Below are 17,626 nucleotides of genomic sequence, written 5' to 3' on the forward strand. Positions count from 1 at the left end.
GACGGCATGAAGGGCATGGCCTTCGTCGACGCCTGCGTCCAGTCGTCAAAACGAAACGGGGCATGGGTAAAGGTGTAACCGGAAAGCTTGCCGACAGGGCAAGGGCGGGGATGCCCCGCCCTTTCTCGTGAGTTGACTTTTGCCGGGCTCGCTTTAGGCCGACCCGCAAGAAAAACGAAAATACATGAAGAGAGCGGCCGCCCGCGGGATGCGGGCCGCTGCAAAGGACGAGACAGGCTGATGATCGAAGCAAAGACCCTTGCCCGGCGTTTCCCGGGCGATTTCGTGTTCGGGGTGGCGACCGCCTCCTTCCAGATCGAGGGCGCCACCAAGATGGACGGGCGCAAGCCATCGATCTGGGATGCCTTCTCCAACATGCCGGGCCGGGTCTTCGGCCGGCACAACGGCGACATCGCCTGCGATCACTACAACAGGCTGGATGAGGATCTCGATCTGATCAAGAGCCTCGGCGTCGAGGCTTACCGGTTTTCGATCGCCTGGCCGCGCATCATTCCGGAGGGCGTCGGTCCGATCAACGAGAAGGGTCTCGACTTCTACGATCGTCTCGTCGACGGTCTGAAGGCGCGCAACATCAAGGCCTTCGCCACGCTCTATCACTGGGACCTGCCTCTGGCGCTGATGGGCGACGGCGGCTGGACGGCGCGCAGCACGGCCTATGCCTTCCAGCGCTACGCCAAGACCGTCATTGCCCGTCTCGGCGACCGGCTCGATGCAGTCGCGACCTTCAACGAGCCCTGGTGCTCCGTCTGGCTCAGCCATCTCTACGGTATTCACGCGCCGGGCGAGCGCAACATGGATGCCGCCCTGCACGCGCTGCATTTCACCAATCTGGCCCATGGCCTGGGTGTCGATGCCATCCGCTCGGAGCGGCCGAACCTGCCGGCCGGCATCGTCATCAATGCCCATTCGGTCTATCCTGGCAGCGATAGCGATGCCGACAAGGCTGCTGCCGAGCGTGCCTTCGATTTCCACAACGGCGTGTTCTTCGGGCCTATCTTCAAAGGTGCGTATCCCGAGAGCTTCATGAGTGCGCTCGGCCACCGCATGCCCGAGATCGAAGACGGCGACATGGAAACGATCTCGCGCCCGCTCGACTGGTGGGGCCTCAACTACTACACGCCGATGCGGGTCAGCGACGATCCGACGCCAGGCGTCGAGTACCCTGCGACGGTCAACGCCAAGCCGGTCAGTGACGTGAAGACCGATATCGGCTGGGAGGTCTATGCGCCGGCGCTCGGCCAGCTCGTCGAGACGCTCAACGCCCGCTACGACCTGCCCGATTGCTACATCACCGAGAATGGCGCCTGCTACAACATAGGCGTGGAAGACGGTGCGGTCGATGACCAGCCGCGGCTCGACTACATCGCCGAGCACCTGTCGGTGACGGCAGACCTGATCGCCAAGGGTTATCCGATGCGCGGTTATTTCGCCTGGAGCCTGATGGACAATTTCGAGTGGGCCGAAGGCTACAGGATGCGCTTCGGCATCGTGCATGTGGACTACGAAACGCAGGTGCGCACGATCAAGAAGAGCGGCCACTGGTACAAGACACTGGCCGAGGAATTTCCCGGCGGCAATCACATCTAGGGATCAGGGCCTTGCGCGCCCTATAAAGCGCGCAAGGCGACCTATTAATCGAGGCGTCGCGAAACCGCCTTGCGCACCGGCAGCACTTCGAGGCTACCGCGATCGAGCTGGGCGAGCACTTCCTTGAAGCCGAAACGCGGCTTCCATTCGAGCGCGCCGATGGCGGCACTCGGGTCGTAGATTCGATCGATCGAGGTGGGCAGAGACCACTCGCGTTCGGCAAAGGCCTGGGAAAACTTGCTTGCCCGCTCGCGCAGAACGGCATCCGCATCGCCCGCCAGATGCCGGCAATCCGTCGGTAGGAAGGCCGGTTCGCCCGAAATGATGAAGCGCTGGAAGGCGGGGCCGTCATTGTCGAGCGCGGCTGCATGGGCGTCGGCCACATCGCGGACGTCGATGCCGCGGTGCAGCCGATAGGCGGCCATGCGGTCGGCCTGTTCCGGAAAACACCTGGACATGCGCAGGACGCGGACGTGCAGCCCCCGGTCGGCGGCATTTTCAAGCAATGCTTCGGCAGCAAGTTTGGTGTGGTGGTAGATCGTGTGCGGTTGCGGCGCCGTTTCCTCGGTGATCCAGGCGCAGGCATTCGCCTTGACCGCATGGCCGTAAAGCGCCGTGGTGCTGGTGAAGACGATGCGGCCGACGCCGGTGGCTTGCGCTGCGGCAATGACCAGATGGGTGCCCATCACATTGACCCGCTCGAACTCCGCTTCGGGGATCGTCTCGACGTGCGGCGCATGCAGTGCTGCCGTGTGAATGACGGCATCGGCGCCTTGCATGGCGCGCTCGAGCAGGACGCCATCGACAAAATCGCCGGTAATGTCAGTGGTCGCGAAAGGGGCACGATCGATGCCGACCACGTCATGGTGAGGCGCCAGCGCATTGTAAATTGCCCGGCCGACGCGTCCCGAACTTCCGGTCAAAACGATGCGCATCCGAATTCCTGTCCTTCTTGTCTGTCTTGCCGTGTTTCGTAGCAGAGAACGGCGGCCAGTAAACCGTGGTGGCGCGGTATTCCCTTCACGGCGTGAAACCATCAACGACTGCGTGAGGCCATCATTCCGGTGCGTAGTCCGAAGCTATCCGCCTCAGCCCCTTGATCCGCCAACTGCCGTTGTTCTATGCGTTAGCGATAGCGAATAGGCGTGCGGGGCACGCCTGGGGGACCATCGTTCATGGAAATCTTTACTTCTGCCGGGCTGCTGGCGCTTCTGCAGGTCATCGTCATCGACCTGGTTCTGGCCGGCGACAATGCTGTCGTCATCGGCCTTGCCGCCGCCGGCCTGCCGGCCGAGCAGCGCCGCAAGGCGATCCTGGTCGGCATCCTTGCCGCAACCGTGCTGCGTATCGCGCTTGCCAGCGTCACCGTGCAGCTCCTGGATATCATCGGACTGCTTCTGGCCGGCGGTCTTCTGCTGCTCTGGGTGTGCTGGAAGATGTGGCGCGAGATCCGCGCCGGTGGCGCCGAAGATTTCGAAGGCGAGGGCGCCAATTCGGCACCGCGAAAGACCTTTCTTCAGGCGGCGATTCAGATCGTCATTGCCGACGTCTCCATGTCGCTCGACAACGTGCTGGCGGTTGCCGGTGCTGCGCGCGAGCATCCGACCATCCTCGTCTTCGGCCTCATCCTGTCGATCGCGCTGATGGGCATTGCCGCGAGCTTCATTGCCCGGCTGCTGAACCGCTATCACTGGATCGCCTATGTCGGTCTCGCCATCATCCTCTACGTGGCGCTCAACATGATCTATCGCGGTGCAGTCGAAGTGTGGCCGCATCTGGAGCCGGTTGCCCACGCCATCGGTGTCTGACCGCCCACGACACATCGCCTGCATCGGCCCGCTTGTCGGGCCGATGCCCGCCCGTCCACGGGGAGATCCGTCCACGAAAGAGCGGTTTTTTCCGCAAACGCCGTGCAAGGCGGAAAAACATACCTGTAAACACCAGTCTCAATTGTCCATAAGCGCCGTGGATTATGTCGCATGTGCTTCCTGCGGCAACGACATTGAACTCACCGGTTGGCTAATGCTAGAGAAGTGCTCCCTGTTGCGAATGCGTTGTCGAATGTCGGCCTGACAAGACGCGCCTTCCATCCCGCGCCATGAGCCCGGGATCTTGAGTTTCGAGCATCCGAGAGCACCTATGTACCCGTCCATAACGATAACGCCTCTTTCGGGGGTATCCGAACGATGAGCGTTTCCGCCTATACAGTCCCGGCGCCGGGCGATGCGGCCGTCATCTTCGACGGCGTATCGAAGCATTTCCCAGCCTCCGGCAAGAGCGACGGCTTTACCGCACTCGACAACGTCTCGCTTTCGGTCGGCCGCGGCTCGATCACTGGCATCATCGGCCGCTCCGGCGCCGGCAAGTCGACGCTGATCCGCCTCGTCAACGGCCTGGAAAAGCCGACGGGCGGCAAGGTGCTGGTCGATGGCGTCGATGTCGGCGGCCTCGATGAGGCGGGCCTTCGCGAGCTCAGGCGCTCTGTCGGCATGATCTTCCAGCATTTCAACCTTCTCTCGTCGCGCACCGTGTTCGGCAATGTGGCACTGCCGCTCGAAATCGCCGGCATGGCCAAGCCCGCCATCGAGAAGCGCGTGCGGCCGCTGCTCGATCTCGTCGGGCTGGCGGACAAGCATGCACGCTACCCGGCCGAGCTGTCCGGCGGCCAGAAGCAGCGGATCGGCATCGCCCGGGCGCTCGCGACCGAGCCGAAGCTGCTGCTTTCGGACGAAGCGACATCGGCGCTCGATCCCGAGACGACGCAGTCGATCCTCGAACTCCTGAAGCGCATCAATGCCGATCTCGGCCTGACGGTGCTGCTCATCACCCATGAGATGGAAGTGGTGAAGGCCGTCACCTCCGACGTTGCCGTCATCGATCACGGCCGCATCGTCGAACGCGGCCACACCTTCGATGTCTTCACCCATCCGAAGCACGAGACGACGCGGGCGATGCTTTCAGGCCTGCCGGGCTCGAAGCTGCCTGACGCCGTATCGCGGGCGCTGAAGCCGCAGGCGGCTGCCGGTGACCGCGCCGTCGTGCGCCTGACCTTCTTCGGGGCGGCGGCAGAACGACCGCTGATTTCGCAGCTGATCAAGTCGGTTGGCGCCGAGGTCAACATCATTGCCGGCACGATCGACGAGATCGGCGGACGGCCCTACGGCTCGCTGGTCGTCGCCTATGGTGCCGATGCGGAAACCGCAGGCCGCGCCGAACGCTTCTTCACCGAAAACGGTCTGGTTACGGAGGTGCTCGGCTATGTCGCCTGATATCCTGCTGAAGATCTGGGGCGCCACGCTCGACACGCTCTACATGGTGGCGGCTGCCGGCCTGATCGGCTCGTTGATCGGCGGGCCGATCGGCATCTTCCTCGCAACCAGCGGCAAGGGCGAGCTTTTCCCGGCGCCGATGACCAACCGCATCGCCGGGCTGATCGTCAATGCCGCGCGCTCGACGCCGTTCATCATCCTCGTCGTCGCCATCATTCCTTTCACGCGGCTCCTCACCGGCACGTCGATCGGCACCAAGGCGGCGATCGTGCCGTTGACGATCGCCACCATTCCCTTCGTTGCGCGCCTCGTCGAGGCGGCGATCCGGGAGATCGACAAGGGGCTGATCGAGGCGGCCCGCGCCATGGGCGCGACGCCGATGCAGATCGTCTTCAAGGTGCTGCTCGCCGAAGCGCGGCCGGCGCTGACGATGGCTCTGACCATGACTGCCGTCAGCCTCATCGGCTACTCCGCCATGGTTGGTGCTGTCGGGGGCGGTGGGCTCGGCGACCTCGGCATCCGCTATGGCTACCAGCGTTTCATGCCCGACGTGATGCTCGTCGTCGTCATCGTGCTGATCGTGCTGGTGCAGCTGGTGCAGAGCGCTGGCGACGGACTGGCGCGCCGTTTCGACAGGCGCAGCCGCAAGAACTGATTTCCCAGGACATTCAAGTCACAACCAAGGAGATACCCATGAAGAAGCTCATCATTGCTGCGGCAATCGCAGCGCTTTCCGCCGGTGCGGCCTTCGCCGAAACCATCAAGGTCGGCGTCACTCCGGGCGAACATGCCCAGATCATGGAAAAGGTGAAGGAAGTCGCGGCACCCAAGGGCCTCGACATCGAGATCCTCGAATTCTCCGACTACGTCGTCCCGAACCAGGCGCTTGCCGACGGCGACCTCAACGCCAACTCGTTCCAGCACCAGCCTTACCTCGACAACCAGATCGCTGATCGCGGCTTCGACATCGTCAGCGTCGGCACCACTATCACCACGCCGATGGGTGTCTATTCGAGCAAGGTGAAGAGCCTCGACGAGCTGAAGGACGGCGCGACGATCGGTATCCCGAACGACCCGACCAACGGTGGCCGCGCGCTGCTCGTGCTCGCTTCCAAGGGCCTGATCAAGGTCAAGCCGGAAGTCGGCCTGAAGGTGACCCCGTCCGACATCACGGAAAACCCGAAGAACATCACGTTTGCCGAACTGGACGCAGCCCAGCTGCCGCGCTCGCTCGCCGACGTCGACGCGGCCGTGATCAACACCAACTACGCGCTCGAGGCCGACCTTCACCCGAAGGAAGACGCCATCGCCATCGAAGGCGAAAAGTCGCCCTATGCCAACGTCATTGCCGTGCGCACTGCCGACAAGGACGCGCCTTGGGTGAAGACGCTGGTTGAAGCCTACCACGACGAATCCGTCCGGACCTTCATCAACGACACCTTCAAGGGCGCGCTGATCCCGAGCTGGTAATTTCTGGCGCGCAAAACCGAATATCGAACCGCGCGCCGCATCCCGGCGCGCGGTTTTCTTTTGAATGCGGGCCGCTGCGCGCTATGTTTGCTGCAATCTCAGCAGGAGGCAGGCATGAAAGGTGGATGTCTCTGCGGTGCCATCCGGTATGAGACCAGGCGTGCGCCGTCCTATTCCGGGTTTTGCCACTGCCGCGATTGCCAGCGGGTCACCGGTACCGGTCACTGCTGCTACATGATCTTCGATCGCTCGGACGTGGCGATATCGGGCACGTGTCGTGCCTACGAGAAGCGTGCCGAAAGCGGCAATCTGACGATCCGTTACTTCTGCGAGACCTGCGGCAGCCAGCTCTTCGGCTCCGGCCCGCCTGATGATTGCCGCTGGTCAATCTATGCCGGCACGCTCGACGATCCCTCTGAATTCAGACCGACGGAAGCAATCTTTACTCGCAGCCGGCCCGAATGGGATCGCGCGGCTATGGTGCTTGAGGAATGTGAGGCGCTGCCGGGCTAGAGAAACGGCGCCGAGATTTGCCCCTCACCCTAACCCTCTCCCCGCAAGCGGGGCGAGGGAACGTGGACTGGCCCGCGGGCTTGCCGGACGTGGTGAGCTGGATGTGGACGGGGGCTCTTTGGAGTTGGGGCGGTGCGGCACAAATCCCGTCGCCCCGCCGGCGGGGAGAAGGTGCCGGCAGGCGGATGAGGGGCATTTTCTGCGAAAAGATCAGCTTCCGAGGTGTTTTTCGCCGCGTTTTTTCGCAAGCGTGATCTGGCGCTGCCGTTGGCGATACCGCTCGCGGTCCTCGTCGGTGCGCACTTCATGACAATGAATGCAGGATACACCGTCCTCGTGATGCGGCGAGGCGAGGTCGGCTGGGGTCAGCGGCTGGCGGCAGGCGTGGCAGAGCGTGTGCTCGCCCTCTTCAAGCCCGTGCGTGACCGACACGCGGTCGTCGAAGACGAAGCAGGCGCCTTCCCAGAGGCTTTCTTCCTGCGGCACCTCTTCGAGATACTTCAGGATGCCGCCCTTGAGATGGAAGACTTCGTCGAAGCCCTGTTCCTTCATGAAGGCCGTGGCCTTCTCGCAGCGGATGCCGCCGGTGCAATACATGGCGATCTTCGGCTTGTTGTGCAGGCCGGTGTTGTTGCGCACCCAGTCGGGGAACTCGCGGAAAGTCTTGGTCTGCGGGTCGACGGCACCCTTGAAGATGCCGATCGCTGTCTCGTAATCGTTGCGTGTGTCGATGACGATCGTTTCCGGATCGGAGATCAGTGCATTCCAGTCCTTCGCGTCGACATAGGTGCCAACGATCTTGTTGGGGTCGATGTTATCGACGCCCATGGTGACGATTTCCTTCTTCAGCCGCACCTTCATGCGCAGGAACGGTATCGCCGAGGCACGGCTTTCCTTGTGTTCCAGGCCCGTGAATTCGGGCTGGGAGCGCAGATAGGACAACACGGCCGTGATGCCGGCATCGGTGCCGGCGATCGAGCCGTTGATGCCTTCATGGGCGAGAAGCAGGGTTCCCTTGACGCCGTTCTCGTCGCAGACGGCTTGCAGCGGCTCGCGGAATTCGGCGAAACGCGGGAAGGCGACGAAATGATAGAGCGCTGCGACCATGAACTGGCCATGCGTCTCCGGGCGCGGGGTCGTTGAAATGTCGGTCATGGGCCGTGCAAATACAGCTTTCGCGCGGCAAGTGCAATCCGGACCTCCCGCGCAGGGCCATCTGTCGCGGCTCGGGACTAGCGGCTGGCCTCAAGCCAGAGCAGCCGGACGGTCCGGCTCTCGTCATCAGGCGCGTCGAGGAAGACGTTTCTTGCGCGGTCGAGCGCTTCCAAGCGCAGGGTCTCCTGCCGCGCGATGACGGCGGAGATCAGATAGGCCTGATCCTGGCTGTTGCCGGCGAGACACGGATTCTCGTTGACGACGGAGGTCATGACGTCGAGGTCGTTGAGGTGGCCGAGGACATCGACCAGCGCCTTTGCATCCAGGCGTTTTGCCTCCATCGCCGAGGGCCACGCGTCACGCATCAGGGCCAGGTGCATGCGGTAATCCTGCGCCCGCTTGCGCAACTCGTGGAAGGCGGCCGCCTCGGTGCTGGCCCCACACGCTTCGCGAGCGCGGGCTGCGCGCTTCAGCGTGCGGCGCCAGCCCTTCGCCAGCCGGTCCGCCGTCTTACCGCGACGGTCGTCGAAGGAGACATGGGCAAGCGCTGCCATCGCCTGCTCGCAATTGACGATGGTGGCCGCAATCCTGTCGTCGAGATCGGTTTCGCTGGCCGCAATCCGGTCGCGCCGCTCGAGCAGTCGCGAACAGACGTGGTCGAGAGCCTTCTCTTCGTCGTCATTGCGGGCACCTTCATGCAGATAGCGGGCATTTTCGACGAGTGCGGCTGCGTCCCGGACGGTGGAGAGATTGCGCGCCATGTCGCGGATGCGGGCATTCTCCTGCCTTTGAAACAGCGGTGCGTCGGCGGCAACGAGCCGGTAAAGCGCGCGTATGCGCTTGAAACATTTGCGGGCGCCGTGGATCGCCTCGTGCACACCATCAGGGCGAAGCCGAAGGAGTTCGATCGCCTGCTCGAATTGTTCGGCACCCACCCGCTTGAAGTCGTCGGTGAAGTCCCGTGTCGGTCGGAAGGCGTAGCTCATGCCTGTTCTTCCACGAGTCCGTCAGTGGCAAGCGACTGGTTGGAATAGCGGCGGTCCCCGGTGATCTCACGGCCGAGCCATTCGGGAAGTGCCGGCAGATCCGTTTCCCGCTTCATCTCGACCTCGGCAACGACCAGCCCTTTCAGCGCGCCTTCGTAGACGTCGACCTCCCAGGTGAAGCCCTTGTGCGGCACGCGGAAGCGCCGCTTCTCGATGACGACGCCGACCGCCTGTGTCAGCATCTCCTTCGCGTCTTCCATCGACACGTCATACTCGTATTCGTTACGCACCAGCGCCGACTTGCCGATCTTGATCGTCAGCCGTGCCCATTTGTTGCCGTGGATCCGAACACGCACGGAGCGGTCGTCCATGGTCACGACATAGGCTTGCCTGAGCTGCGTGCCCTTGTCCGCTTGCTCCTGCCATCCGTCGGAGGCCACCAGGAACTTGCGCTCTATCTCCTTCGCCATGGGTATCCCGCATTTCGAGAGGGTCGATGGTCATCAAACTATCGTTTTACGGGAAAGGCTCAAGTATCTCTTTGTTGTCGAAGTTATTTTCTTATTTACTCATATACGATCGGTGGCCGCGCTCTTCCTTCGGTCTCGACAAGCGGCGGCAGGCGGAGTATGCGGGGACGCATATTCAATCGTTTTAAAAGGACGATCTGCATGAGCGTGAAAACCGACAAGCTTCTTTCCATCCTCAAACTTCAGCCGGTCGTGCCGGTTCTGGTGATCGACGACGTGGCGACCGCCGTGCCGCTGGCGCGCGCACTTGTCGCAGGTGGGCTGAGAGCGATCGAGATCACCTTGCGCACGCCGGCAGCCCTTGAGGCGATCAGCGCCGTTGCCAACGAGGTCGAGGGTGCGGTGGCCGGCGCCGGTACCATCCTCAATGCTGCCCAGTTCGAAGCGGCGATCGAAGCGGGTTCGCAGTTCATCGTCAGCCCCGGCACGACGCAGGAGCTGATCGACGTTGCCAAGGACCACGACGCCCCGCTGTTGCCGGGCGCTGCGACCGCCAGCGAAGTCATGGGCCTGCGCGAAGAGGGCTATGAGGTCATGAAGTTCTTCCCGGCCGAACAGGCCGGCGGTGCCGCCTATCTCAAGTCGCTGTCGTCGCCGCTTGCCGGCACCTTCTTCTGCCCGACCGGCGGCATTTCGCTGTCGAACGCGCGCGACTACCTGTCGCTGCCGAATGTCATCTGCGTCGGCGGTTCGTGGGTGGCGCCGAAGGATCTGGTCGCCAAGGGCGACTGGGCCGGCATCACCAAGCTTGCTGCCGAAGCCTTTGCGCTCAAGGGCTGAGACCCGTTCCATCGCCTGGAGAGTTTTAAGGCCGAGCCAAGCGCTCGGCCTTTTTCGTGTGCAACGCGAATTTGTATTTTCACTGCAACGTTCCTATGTCTCAATCGATTTGACGGGACGGGTGCAGGCGGCGCCCTGTTTCGCACGTTGTTTCAACCGCCTGGAACCGACAAGGAGCGAGACCCCATGTTCGACGCGAAGAAATTGCTGGACCAGTTTCTGGGATCGCAGGTGCCGGGAGCCGGTGGATCGGTGCGTGACCGCGCCGGCCAGGTAACGCAACTCGCCAAGGACAACCCGCTGGCAACCGGTGCCATCGCCGCCGTCCTGCTCGGAACCAAGTCTGGCCGGCAGCTGACCGGCAATGCGGCCGTGCTCGGCGGGCTCGCTGCCATCGCCGGCCTCGGCTACCAGGCCTACAAGAACTACCAGTCCGGCAATGCTCCGGTCACCGATCCGGCCGCCCAGAGGCAGCCTGAACTCCTGCCGCCGCCGACCGATTCCGGATTTGCCGCAGAGCCGGAAAAAATCAGCCACGATTTCGCGCTTGTTCTCGTGCGCGCCATGATCGCCGCCTCGCGCGCGGACGGCCATATCGACGAGGTCGAGCGCCGCCACATCATGGACAAGCTGTCGGTGTCGGGCCTGTCGGCGGATGCATCGGCGTTCCTCGAGGGCGAGCTTGCCAATCCTATTGATATCGACGCCATCGTCAGCGCTGCGAAGACCGAAGAAGAGCGCGTTGAGGTCTATACCGCCTCGCGCCTGACGATCGAACCGGAAAGCCGCGCCGAGCGCGGCTATCTCGATCTGCTCGCCGGTCGCCTCGGCCTTCCCGATGCGCTCGTCGACCATATCGAGGCGACGGTGTCATCGGCCAAGGTACCGGCCTGATCATTTCGCTCATGGATTGATCACCAGTTTGAATTTGTGTCGGCCGCTTCTCTGCCCTATGCCGAAGACGATAGCGACGCGCGTCTTACCGGACGCGCAAAGGTCGCTATAGCGCTTTGAATTGCTGCAGCAGGAGAGGTGGCCGATGCGTGATCTGAGCAACTGGAAGGGATGTCCGGCGCCGAAGGCGGTAGCGATCGAAGGTCGATACGTCAGGCTTGAGCCCTATGACCGTGCGACGCACAGGCAGGACCTGTGGGACGGGCTCGGCGGTATGGGCATCAATCCGCTGTTCAAGTATTTCGCGCAGGCCGATTTCGGCGGCATCGACGATTTCGACGCCTGGCTGACCACCGCCCAGGAAAAGGGCGGTTGGGTCACGGAAGTGTTTCGTGACAAGGCGAACGGCAAGGTCGTCGGAATGGCGAACTACATGCGCGCCGATCCGGCAAACGGCGTCGTCGAGGTCGGGTCCGTTGCGCATGGCGCGGCGATGGCCCGCTCGCCACTGTCGACCGAGGTGCATTACCTCATGGCCAAGCACATCTTCGAGGATCTCGGCTATCGCCGCTACGAGTGGAAATGCAACAGCGAGAACCAGCCAAGCCGGACGACCGCACTGCGCCTCGGCTTCAGTTTCGAAGGCATTTTCCGCCAACATATGATATCCAAGGGCGGCAACCGCGATACGGCCTGGTACTCGATGATCGACAGCGAATGGCCGCTGCTCAATGCCGCATTCGAAAACTGGCTGTCGCCTGATAATTTCGATGCCGATGGTCGTCAGAAGCGGCGACTGGAAGATATTCGCGCGGACCTCGCGCCAAAGGAGTGAGCGTGAACGCGCCCGAGAAGACCAGAGAAAACCAGGCCCCCAAGGAAAAGTCGCCGGCGATCGCCGCGGCAGTCATTCTGGCCGTCGTCGGCATCGGCTTTTTCGTGCTGCCGTCGATCATGCTGAGGCTCGGCGATATCTCGGTGTGGCTCGCCGGCGCCTTCGGCGTCGTCTTCGTTCTCGGCTTCTTCCTGATTTTCTGGCTGCGCGCGCGCCATCAGCGCAAGCGCGGCCTCTAGAGCGTTTCCGATTTAGACGGAAACACAGAAACGCTCTATGTCTTTGTTTTTGCGCATTTCCTTACGGAAAACCGCGCCGCACTTTTCCTGGAAATGCTTTAATCCAACGCGGGACGCCGTAAGAGCGTCAGCTCTGCAGCGCGGCGCCCAGCAGGACCAATCCCAAGATAATCACGAGCAGGGCGCCTGATATCTCGATGCCGTTCGAGATGCGGGCGGCCGATGCGGCGCTTGATGCGTAGCGCACGGCAAAACCCTTTGCCGTGACAGCCAGCGTCGCCAGGATCGACACGGTGATCGCCGTGCCGATCGACATGGCGAAGACCGACAGGATGCCGCCGAGATAAAGGCCGTTGAGAAGCGCGAAGGACAGGACGATCAGTGCGCCTGAGCACGGCCTAAGGCCGACGGCGACGATCGCCGACCAGGCCTCGCTCACGGCGAAGCGATCGCCCCTCAGCATCGACGGATCAGGCGCATGCGCATGGCCGCAGCTTGAGCAGACCTCGCCGACGCCATGGCTGTGGCCGTGATCATGCCCATGATCGTGGCGATGGTGAGCATGATCGTGATGATCATGGTGATGACCGTGCTCGAGATGAACATGGCCGCCGCCCGCCGTTGCCATCAGAGCCGACGGGCGCATCATCGAGCGCAGCTTGCGAAACAGGAGCCAGCCGCCGAAGGCGGCGATCAGCGCGTAGCTGGCGATTTCCAGCGAGCGCGTGGCGTCGGTCATGCTGATCGATGATCCGCGCAGAACCAGATAGACGGCGCCGACGAGCAGGATGGCGACGACACCCTGCAGGATCGACGACATGAAGGAGAGCAGTACGCCGCGTTTCAGCTCGGTCTCGTTGGCGATCATGTAGGAGGAGATGACCGCCTTGCCGTGGCCGGGGCCGGCGGCATGGAAGACGCCATAGGCGAAGGAAAGGCCGATCAGCGACCAGAGCTGCCAGGGGTTATCGCGCATGCCCTTCAGCGCGCCGGTGAGTGTGCGATAGAACCCTTGCTGCTCGGCGTTTACCCAGGCGAAGAAACCGCCGAGGAAGCCGGTGGTCTGGAAGGATGGTTCGGCCGTGCCGATGCCGAGCGGCGACTGCGCCGCTGCAAGGCCGGTCGTGAGGGCGGTTAGCACGAGCGTGGCGACAATCAGGCCGCCGATCCTGCGGGTGTTCAGCATGTGATCTCGATCCGGGTTGCAAAGAGCTTCGACATGTCGGTGCCGGTCGGATCGCTCCAGAAGGCATCGGTCAGCGTGTCCTTGTTTTCGGCAAGGACTTCGTCAGGATCAGGGCGGACCACCTTGTGCTCGCAGGCTGAGATCTTGTCGCCGACCACGGTCAGGTCGTCGTCGGTCGGGAAGTCCATGGCCGTATACATGGTCGGGTCGTAGACGCCGAAGGAGAGCTTGCCCTTGAGCGGCATCGGCTCGGCCGGCTTGACCGCGAAGATCATCAGCAACTGGCCGTCCTTGTAATCGACGGTGATGTGCTCGGGCTTGCTGACCTTGATGGATTTGCCGTTTTCGAGCGCTGTTGTGTAATAGTTGTACTCTGCCAGCGATTCCAGCACTGTCTGGCCGACTTCCGCCAGCTCGTCCGGGTCGAGCGTCGCGTTCGAGTTCTTGTCGAAATCCAGCACGACACTGGCGGAAAACAGCTCGTCGAAACGCCAGACGTTCCTGAGCTCGCTCACTTCACCCTTGTCGTCGGAGGCCACTTCGAGCCGCGCCTCGGCGAAGATGTGCGGGTGAGCTGAGACCAGGGTCGGCGCAAGCAGGGTGGCAAGGCCGGCCATGACGAGGCGCTTAATTCTCATGAAACGGCAATCCTTCTGGTCGGGCCTTCTGGTCGGAGGCATGTTGGCGCCTCCGATTCGGTCCCGCAATGTACTGGAAATGGGACGGATTTGGGACCTTGCCGCCTCAACGCGGCTTGCGGAACCAGGTGTGGAGGTAGTCGACCAGCGTGCGCACCTTGGCCGGCAGGTAGCGGCGATGCGGATAGATCGCGTAGATGCCGCGGTCGCGCGGCAGGAAATCGTCAAAGAGCGTGACAAGCTCGCCAGTGGCGACCTTGGGGCGGGCGATGAAGTCGGGAACCAGCGCCACGCCGATGCCGGAGACGGCGGCGCGTACGGAGGCAAGCGGACTGTTGACCTCGATCGGGCCGCTGACGGGCACGGTGAAGGAGGAGCCATCCGGCTCGACGAAACGCCAGTTCGAATAGGACCTGCCATTGGTGTCGAGAATGCAGGGGACTTTGGAAAGGTCGGTCGGATGGGCGATCGGCCCAATCTTCTCGAGGAAATCCGGGGCGGCACAGATCAGCACCTGGAAATCGTCGAGCTTGCGGGCGATCAGCGTCGAATCTTCGAGCCGGGTGATGCGGATGGCAACATCGAAGCCTTCTTCGACGAGGTCGACGAATCGGTCGTCTGAAATGATTTCCAGCGACAGCTCCGGATGCTGCTTGCCGAAATCGATGAGCGACTGGCCGATCTCGGCGTCGACGAAGGTGCGTGGCGCGGTGATCCTGAGCCGGCCCTTAAGGTCGGAATTGTTGGCGCGCACGAGATCGGCGAGATTGTCGATCTCCTTCAGGATTTCCGACGCCGTGCGATAGTAGGTATGGCCGGCTTCCGTCAGCGAGAATTGCCGTGTGGTGCGATTGAGCAGAAGCGCGCCGAGTTCGTCCTCGAGTTCACGCACGTATTTTGAGAGCAGCGCCTTCGACCGGCCGACGCGCCTGGCCGCGGCCGAAAATCCTTCGGCGTCCACGACATCGATGAAGGCGCGGATGCGGGTGAGCGTGTCCATGGCAGGTCTTCCCTCGTCTTCCTGGTCGCGGGATTCGATTCGCCGCGATGGCTTCTTTCACGTTTCTTTGTTCGGCAGCTGTCTTTGTGGCCGATTTCGTCCGCTGTCCGGATTTCGATGATCGGATAGGCGAGGCGTCGAAATAAATCCAGTTCTTTCAATCGCTTGCAACGGTCATGACGTCAGCTTTGATTGTTCAGTAAACGTGAACACTGTGAGTGTTACCGGTCTCGAAAAAAATTCAACAGCGGTGATGAAAAAACTCTTGATTACGACAAGGTTTTTTCTTACCTACGCCCTTGCCCAAAGTCGCACGTGCCTGTGGGTGTCCGCCGACCCTCGATTAGGTGAGGGTATCGGTAAGGTACCTGGAACTAACCCCTCCAGTCGCTATTCCGGCCAACCGGGAAATGCGAGGACATCTTGAAGCAACGACGGTGCGGGCCTTTCTGGTGTCTGCCGGCTCTCCAACAGCCGGGGTTACTGAAGAGGCACACCTTCATTGCCGGAAGTGCGGTTGGGTTATCCCCTCCAATCCATGGCAGACAAAGCCGAATTGAAGCCTAGGCGGGCTTCGGTTCACCGTTCGCGCATCGAGCGCATGCTTGGTTCCGGGGTCTCCACCGGCTGGTTCCAGAGCATTCGCGCGTATGCCCTTTGTCCTCCGCGCAAGCGGAGCATTTTGGATCAGGGGAATAAGGCCATGACCACGGCTCGCATCATCGACTTCATCAACACCCGACGACCCGAAGGCCCGTGCCTCGTTGTCGATCTCGACGTCGTGCGCAACAATTTCAAGGCTTTCCGCCACGCGATGCCGGACAGCTCGATCTACTATGCGGTCAAGGCAAACCCGGCGCCGGAAATCCTGCGCCTGCTCGCCGGCATGGGCTCCTCCTTCGATTGCGCGTCCGTCGCCGAAATCGAAATGGCGCTCGACGCCGGTGCGACCGCGAGCCGCATTTCCTACGGCAACACCATCAAGAAGGAGCGCGACATTGCCCGCGCCCACGCTCTCGGTGTGTCGCTCTTTGCTGTCGACAGCCATGAGGAAGTCGAGAAGGTTGCCCGCGCAGCCCCCGGCGCCCGCGTGTTCTGCCGCGTGCTCACCGATGGCGAAGGCGCCGAATGGCCGCTTTCGCGCAAGTTCGGTTGCGTCCCGCAGATGGCCGTCGACGTGCTCGTCTACGCCCATCAGCATGGCCTCGTATCCTACGGCGTTTCGTTCCATGTCGGTTCGCAGATGACGAAGCTCGACGCTTGGGATGCAGCTCTCTCGGATGCCAAGCGCGTCTTCGTGCAGCTGGCCAAGCAGGGCATCGAGCTCAAGATGGTCAACATGGGCGGTGGCTTCCCGACGAAGTACCTCAAGGACGTGCCGACCGCTGAAGCCTATGGCCAGGCGATCTTCGGCGCGCTGAAGAAGCATTTCGGCAACCACATCCCGGAAACGATCATCGAGCCGGGCCGCGGCATGGTGGGCAATGCCGGCGTGATCAAGGCGGAAGTCGTTCTCGTCTCGAAGAAGTCGGATAACGACGCTCACCGCTGGGTGTTCCTCGACATCGGCAAGTTCGGCGGTCTCGCCGAAACCATGGACGAGGCGATCCGCTACCCGATCCGCACGGCGCGTGACGGCGACGAGATGGAGCCTTGCGTGCTGGCCGGCCCGACCTGCGATTCGGCCGACGTGCTCTACGAGAAGAACATGTATCCGCTGCCGATCACGCTCTCGATCGGCGACGAGGTTCTGATCGAAGGCACCGGCGCCTACACGACGACCTACTCGGCCGTCGCCTTCAACGGTTTCGAGCCGTTGAAGTCCTACGTGATCTGATCCGGCTGCTCCCGTCTTCTGGCGGGAGCGCCATTTCACAATTTCTTCCAGATGCCGCCTGAAGCGGTTTTGATGACGGGAGGCCCGGATGGCCGCTGTTGTTGATGCCCTGCGCGCGTTTTTCGCGCCGTCCACATTCGTGATCGATAGCGAAAACCCGGGTGACGTCGTTGCCCGCGAGAACCTGCTCGACCGGGCAATGGGCCCGGAGCGGCGCCGCAAGTCGTCGGAAAAGCTGCGCAACGGCCGCGTGCCGGCCGAAGGCCTCGCCTTCGTCGCCCGCGATCTCGATGGCCACGTCATCGCGACCGTTCGGCTGTGGAATGTCGAGGCAGGCGTCAACCGCGAAGGTCACAGCATTCCGGCGCTTTTGCTCGGCCCGCTGGCGGTCGATCCGGCCCATGAGGGCAAGGGCATCGGCGGCATGCTGATGCGGGCGGCGATCGAAGAGGCCAAGGGCCGCGGGCACGGCGCGATCCTGCTCGTCGGTGACGCCGCCTATTACGAGCGTTTCGGCTTTTTCGCAGCCGGCGCACAACATCTGGTCATGCCCGGCCCGTTCGAGCGCAGCCGCTTCCTGGCGCTCGAACTCCGCGATGGCTGGCTAGAGGGTGCTGCCGGCCTGATCGTCGCCAGCGGCCGCAAGCTGGCGCTGCCGCGGGTCAAGCGCGCCGCCTGACGCCTTT

At 62.5% G+C, this 17,626-nt stretch carries 19 protein-coding genes; 12 read left to right on the top strand and 7 right to left on the bottom strand.

Annotated elements, in window-relative coordinates:
* Positions 1-240: 240 nt before the first annotated feature.
* Complete coding sequence (locus tag AC07UR_RS25140) at positions 241-1,608, top strand: GH1 family beta-glucosidase (protein WP_209791493.1); 1,368 nt, start codon at positions 241-243, stop codon at positions 1,606-1,608.
* 44 nt (positions 1,609-1,652) lie between these two features.
* Here AC07UR_RS25140 and AC07UR_RS25145 read toward each other — a convergent pair whose 3' ends face one another.
* Positions 1,653-2,543, bottom strand: a complete 891-nt coding sequence (locus AC07UR_RS25145; RefSeq protein WP_209791494.1) for an NAD-dependent epimerase/dehydratase family protein — start codon at positions 2,541-2,543, stop codon at positions 1,653-1,655.
* Between the two features lie 240 nt (positions 2,544-2,783).
* Between AC07UR_RS25145 and AC07UR_RS25150 the strand changes: the two genes are divergently transcribed.
* The 5 genes from AC07UR_RS25150 (at position 2,784) to AC07UR_RS25170 (ending at position 6,860) form a co-directional block, all read left to right on the top strand.
* Positions 2,784-3,416: a TerC family protein gene (locus AC07UR_RS25150; RefSeq protein WP_209791495.1), complete on the top strand. Its 633-nt coding sequence runs from the start codon at positions 2,784-2,786 to the stop codon at positions 3,414-3,416.
* A 378-nt stretch (positions 3,417-3,794) separates the two neighbouring features.
* A complete protein-coding gene (locus AC07UR_RS25155; protein ID WP_173423721.1) occupies positions 3,795-4,877 on the top strand; it encodes a methionine ABC transporter ATP-binding protein in 1,083 nt (360 codons plus the stop codon).
* Positions 4,867-5,532, top strand: coding sequence for a methionine ABC transporter permease (locus AC07UR_RS25160; protein WP_209791496.1), 666 nt, complete (start codon positions 4,867-4,869; stop codon positions 5,530-5,532). Before AC07UR_RS25155 ends, AC07UR_RS25160 begins: the two co-directional genes overlap by 11 nt.
* Positions 5,533-5,570: 38 nt before the next feature.
* Complete coding sequence (locus AC07UR_RS25165) at positions 5,571-6,347, top strand: MetQ/NlpA family ABC transporter substrate-binding protein (RefSeq protein ID WP_173423720.1); 777 nt, start codon at positions 5,571-5,573, stop codon at positions 6,345-6,347.
* Between the two features lie 114 nt (positions 6,348-6,461).
* The gene (locus tag AC07UR_RS25170) at positions 6,462-6,860 is read left to right on the top strand and encodes a GFA family protein (RefSeq protein WP_209791497.1); all 399 of its coding nucleotides are present in this window, start codon (positions 6,462-6,464) and stop codon (positions 6,858-6,860) included.
* 210 nt (positions 6,861-7,070) lie between these two features.
* Here AC07UR_RS25170 and trhO read toward each other — a convergent pair whose 3' ends face one another.
* The 3 genes from trhO to AC07UR_RS25185 all read right to left on the bottom strand — a co-directional run bounded on the left by trhO (position 7,071) and on the right by AC07UR_RS25185 (position 9,471).
* Positions 7,071-8,015, bottom strand: a complete 945-nt coding sequence (trhO, locus tag AC07UR_RS25175) for an oxygen-dependent tRNA uridine(34) hydroxylase TrhO (RefSeq protein ID WP_209791498.1) — start codon at positions 8,013-8,015, stop codon at positions 7,071-7,073.
* 77 nt (positions 8,016-8,092) lie between these two features.
* A complete protein-coding gene (locus AC07UR_RS25180) occupies positions 8,093-9,001 on the bottom strand; it encodes a CHAD domain-containing protein (RefSeq protein WP_209791499.1) in 909 nt (302 codons plus the stop codon).
* Positions 8,998-9,471 (bottom strand): CYTH domain-containing protein, encoded by a 474-nt coding sequence (locus AC07UR_RS25185; RefSeq protein ID WP_209791500.1) that lies wholly within the window; start codon positions 9,469-9,471, stop codon positions 8,998-9,000. The genes AC07UR_RS25180 and AC07UR_RS25185 overlap by 4 nt, the downstream gene beginning before the upstream one ends.
* Positions 9,472-9,672: 201 nt before the next feature.
* Here AC07UR_RS25185 and AC07UR_RS25190 point away from each other — a divergent pair, with 201 nt between their 5' ends.
* The 4 genes from AC07UR_RS25190 to AC07UR_RS25205 all read left to right on the top strand — a co-directional run bounded on the left by AC07UR_RS25190 (position 9,673) and on the right by AC07UR_RS25205 (position 12,279).
* The gene (locus tag AC07UR_RS25190; RefSeq protein ID WP_209791501.1) at positions 9,673-10,311 is read left to right on the top strand and encodes a 2-dehydro-3-deoxy-phosphogluconate aldolase; all 639 of its coding nucleotides are present in this window, start codon (positions 9,673-9,675) and stop codon (positions 10,309-10,311) included.
* Between the two features lie 186 nt (positions 10,312-10,497).
* Complete coding sequence (locus tag AC07UR_RS25195; RefSeq protein WP_209791502.1) at positions 10,498-11,205, top strand: tellurite resistance TerB family protein; 708 nt, start codon at positions 10,498-10,500, stop codon at positions 11,203-11,205.
* A 145-nt stretch (positions 11,206-11,350) separates the two neighbouring features.
* A complete protein-coding gene (locus AC07UR_RS25200; RefSeq protein WP_209791503.1) occupies positions 11,351-12,040 on the top strand; it encodes a GNAT family N-acetyltransferase in 690 nt (229 codons plus the stop codon).
* 2 nt (positions 12,041-12,042) lie between these two features.
* Positions 12,043-12,279, top strand: coding sequence for a hypothetical protein (locus tag AC07UR_RS25205; protein ID WP_173423712.1), 237 nt, complete (start codon positions 12,043-12,045; stop codon positions 12,277-12,279).
* Positions 12,280-12,406: 127 nt separating this feature from the next.
* On the opposite strand, the gene AC07UR_RS25210 is transcribed toward AC07UR_RS25205, so the two are convergent.
* The 3 genes from AC07UR_RS25210 to AC07UR_RS25220 form a co-directional block, all read right to left on the bottom strand.
* Positions 12,407-13,465, bottom strand: a complete 1,059-nt coding sequence (locus AC07UR_RS25210; RefSeq protein ID WP_209791504.1) for a nickel/cobalt transporter — start codon at positions 13,463-13,465, stop codon at positions 12,407-12,409.
* Positions 13,459-14,103: a DUF1007 family protein gene (locus tag AC07UR_RS25215; protein WP_173423710.1), complete on the bottom strand. Its 645-nt coding sequence runs from the start codon at positions 14,101-14,103 to the stop codon at positions 13,459-13,461. Before AC07UR_RS25215 ends, AC07UR_RS25210 begins: the two co-directional genes overlap by 7 nt.
* A gap of 106 nt (positions 14,104-14,209) precedes the next feature.
* On the bottom strand, positions 14,210-15,103 hold the full coding sequence (locus AC07UR_RS25220; protein ID WP_173423709.1) for a LysR family transcriptional regulator: 894 nt from the start codon (positions 15,101-15,103) through the stop codon (positions 14,210-14,212).
* Positions 15,104-15,806: 703 nt separating this feature from the next.
* On the opposite strand from AC07UR_RS25220, the gene odc2 reads away from it, so the two are divergent.
* On the top strand, positions 15,807-16,940 hold the full coding sequence (gene odc2, locus AC07UR_RS25225) for an ornithine/lysine decarboxylase (protein WP_209791505.1): 1,134 nt from the start codon (positions 15,807-15,809) through the stop codon (positions 16,938-16,940).
* An 88-nt stretch (positions 16,941-17,028) separates the two neighbouring features.
* Positions 17,029-17,619: a GNAT family N-acetyltransferase gene (locus AC07UR_RS25230; RefSeq protein ID WP_209791506.1), complete on the top strand. Its 591-nt coding sequence runs from the start codon at positions 17,029-17,031 to the stop codon at positions 17,617-17,619.
* Positions 17,620-17,626 lie beyond the last annotated feature (7 nt).

Source organism: Ensifer sp. GW821-FHT05G01 (assembly GCF_059419585.1).

Bases quoted from the DNA above. Each gene is read 5' to 3' on its own strand.
- AC07UR_RS25190 (WP_209791501.1), top strand. From the start codon at position 9,673: ATGAGCGTGAAAACCGACAAGCTTCTTTCCATCCTCAAACTTCAGCCG.
- AC07UR_RS25160 (WP_209791496.1), top strand. From the start codon at position 4,867: ATGTCGCCTGATATCCTGCTGAAGATCTGGGGCGCCACGCTCGACACG.
- AC07UR_RS25200 (WP_209791503.1), top strand. From the start codon at position 11,351: ATGCGTGATCTGAGCAACTGGAAGGGATGTCCGGCGCCGAAGGCGGTA.
- AC07UR_RS25220 (WP_173423709.1), bottom strand. From the start codon at position 15,103: ATGGACACGCTCACCCGCATCCGCGCCTTCATCGATGTCGTGGACGCC.
- AC07UR_RS25195 (WP_209791502.1), top strand. From the start codon at position 10,498: ATGTTCGACGCGAAGAAATTGCTGGACCAGTTTCTGGGATCGCAGGTG.
- AC07UR_RS25210 (WP_209791504.1), bottom strand. From the start codon at position 13,465: ATGCTGAACACCCGCAGGATCGGCGGCCTGATTGTCGCCACGCTCGTG.
- AC07UR_RS25180 (WP_209791499.1), bottom strand. From the start codon at position 9,001: ATGAGCTACGCCTTCCGACCGACACGGGACTTCACCGACGACTTCAAG.
- AC07UR_RS25165 (WP_173423720.1), top strand. From the start codon at position 5,571: ATGAAGAAGCTCATCATTGCTGCGGCAATCGCAGCGCTTTCCGCCGGT.
- AC07UR_RS25170 (WP_209791497.1), top strand. From the start codon at position 6,462: ATGAAAGGTGGATGTCTCTGCGGTGCCATCCGGTATGAGACCAGGCGT.
- AC07UR_RS25150 (WP_209791495.1), top strand. From the start codon at position 2,784: ATGGAAATCTTTACTTCTGCCGGGCTGCTGGCGCTTCTGCAGGTCATC.
- AC07UR_RS25145 (WP_209791494.1), bottom strand. From the start codon at position 2,543: ATGCGCATCGTTTTGACCGGAAGTTCGGGACGCGTCGGCCGGGCAATT.
- AC07UR_RS25185 (WP_209791500.1), bottom strand. From the start codon at position 9,471: ATGGCGAAGGAGATAGAGCGCAAGTTCCTGGTGGCCTCCGACGGATGG.
- AC07UR_RS25155 (WP_173423721.1), top strand. From the start codon at position 3,795: ATGAGCGTTTCCGCCTATACAGTCCCGGCGCCGGGCGATGCGGCCGTC.
- AC07UR_RS25140 (WP_209791493.1), top strand. From the start codon at position 241: ATGATCGAAGCAAAGACCCTTGCCCGGCGTTTCCCGGGCGATTTCGTG.
- AC07UR_RS25215 (WP_173423710.1), bottom strand. From the start codon at position 14,103: ATGAGAATTAAGCGCCTCGTCATGGCCGGCCTTGCCACCCTGCTTGCG.
- trhO (WP_209791498.1), bottom strand. From the start codon at position 8,015: ATGACCGACATTTCAACGACCCCGCGCCCGGAGACGCATGGCCAGTTC.
- AC07UR_RS25230 (WP_209791506.1), top strand. From the start codon at position 17,029: ATGGCCGCTGTTGTTGATGCCCTGCGCGCGTTTTTCGCGCCGTCCACA.
- odc2 (WP_209791505.1), top strand. From the start codon at position 15,807: ATGACCACGGCTCGCATCATCGACTTCATCAACACCCGACGACCCGAA.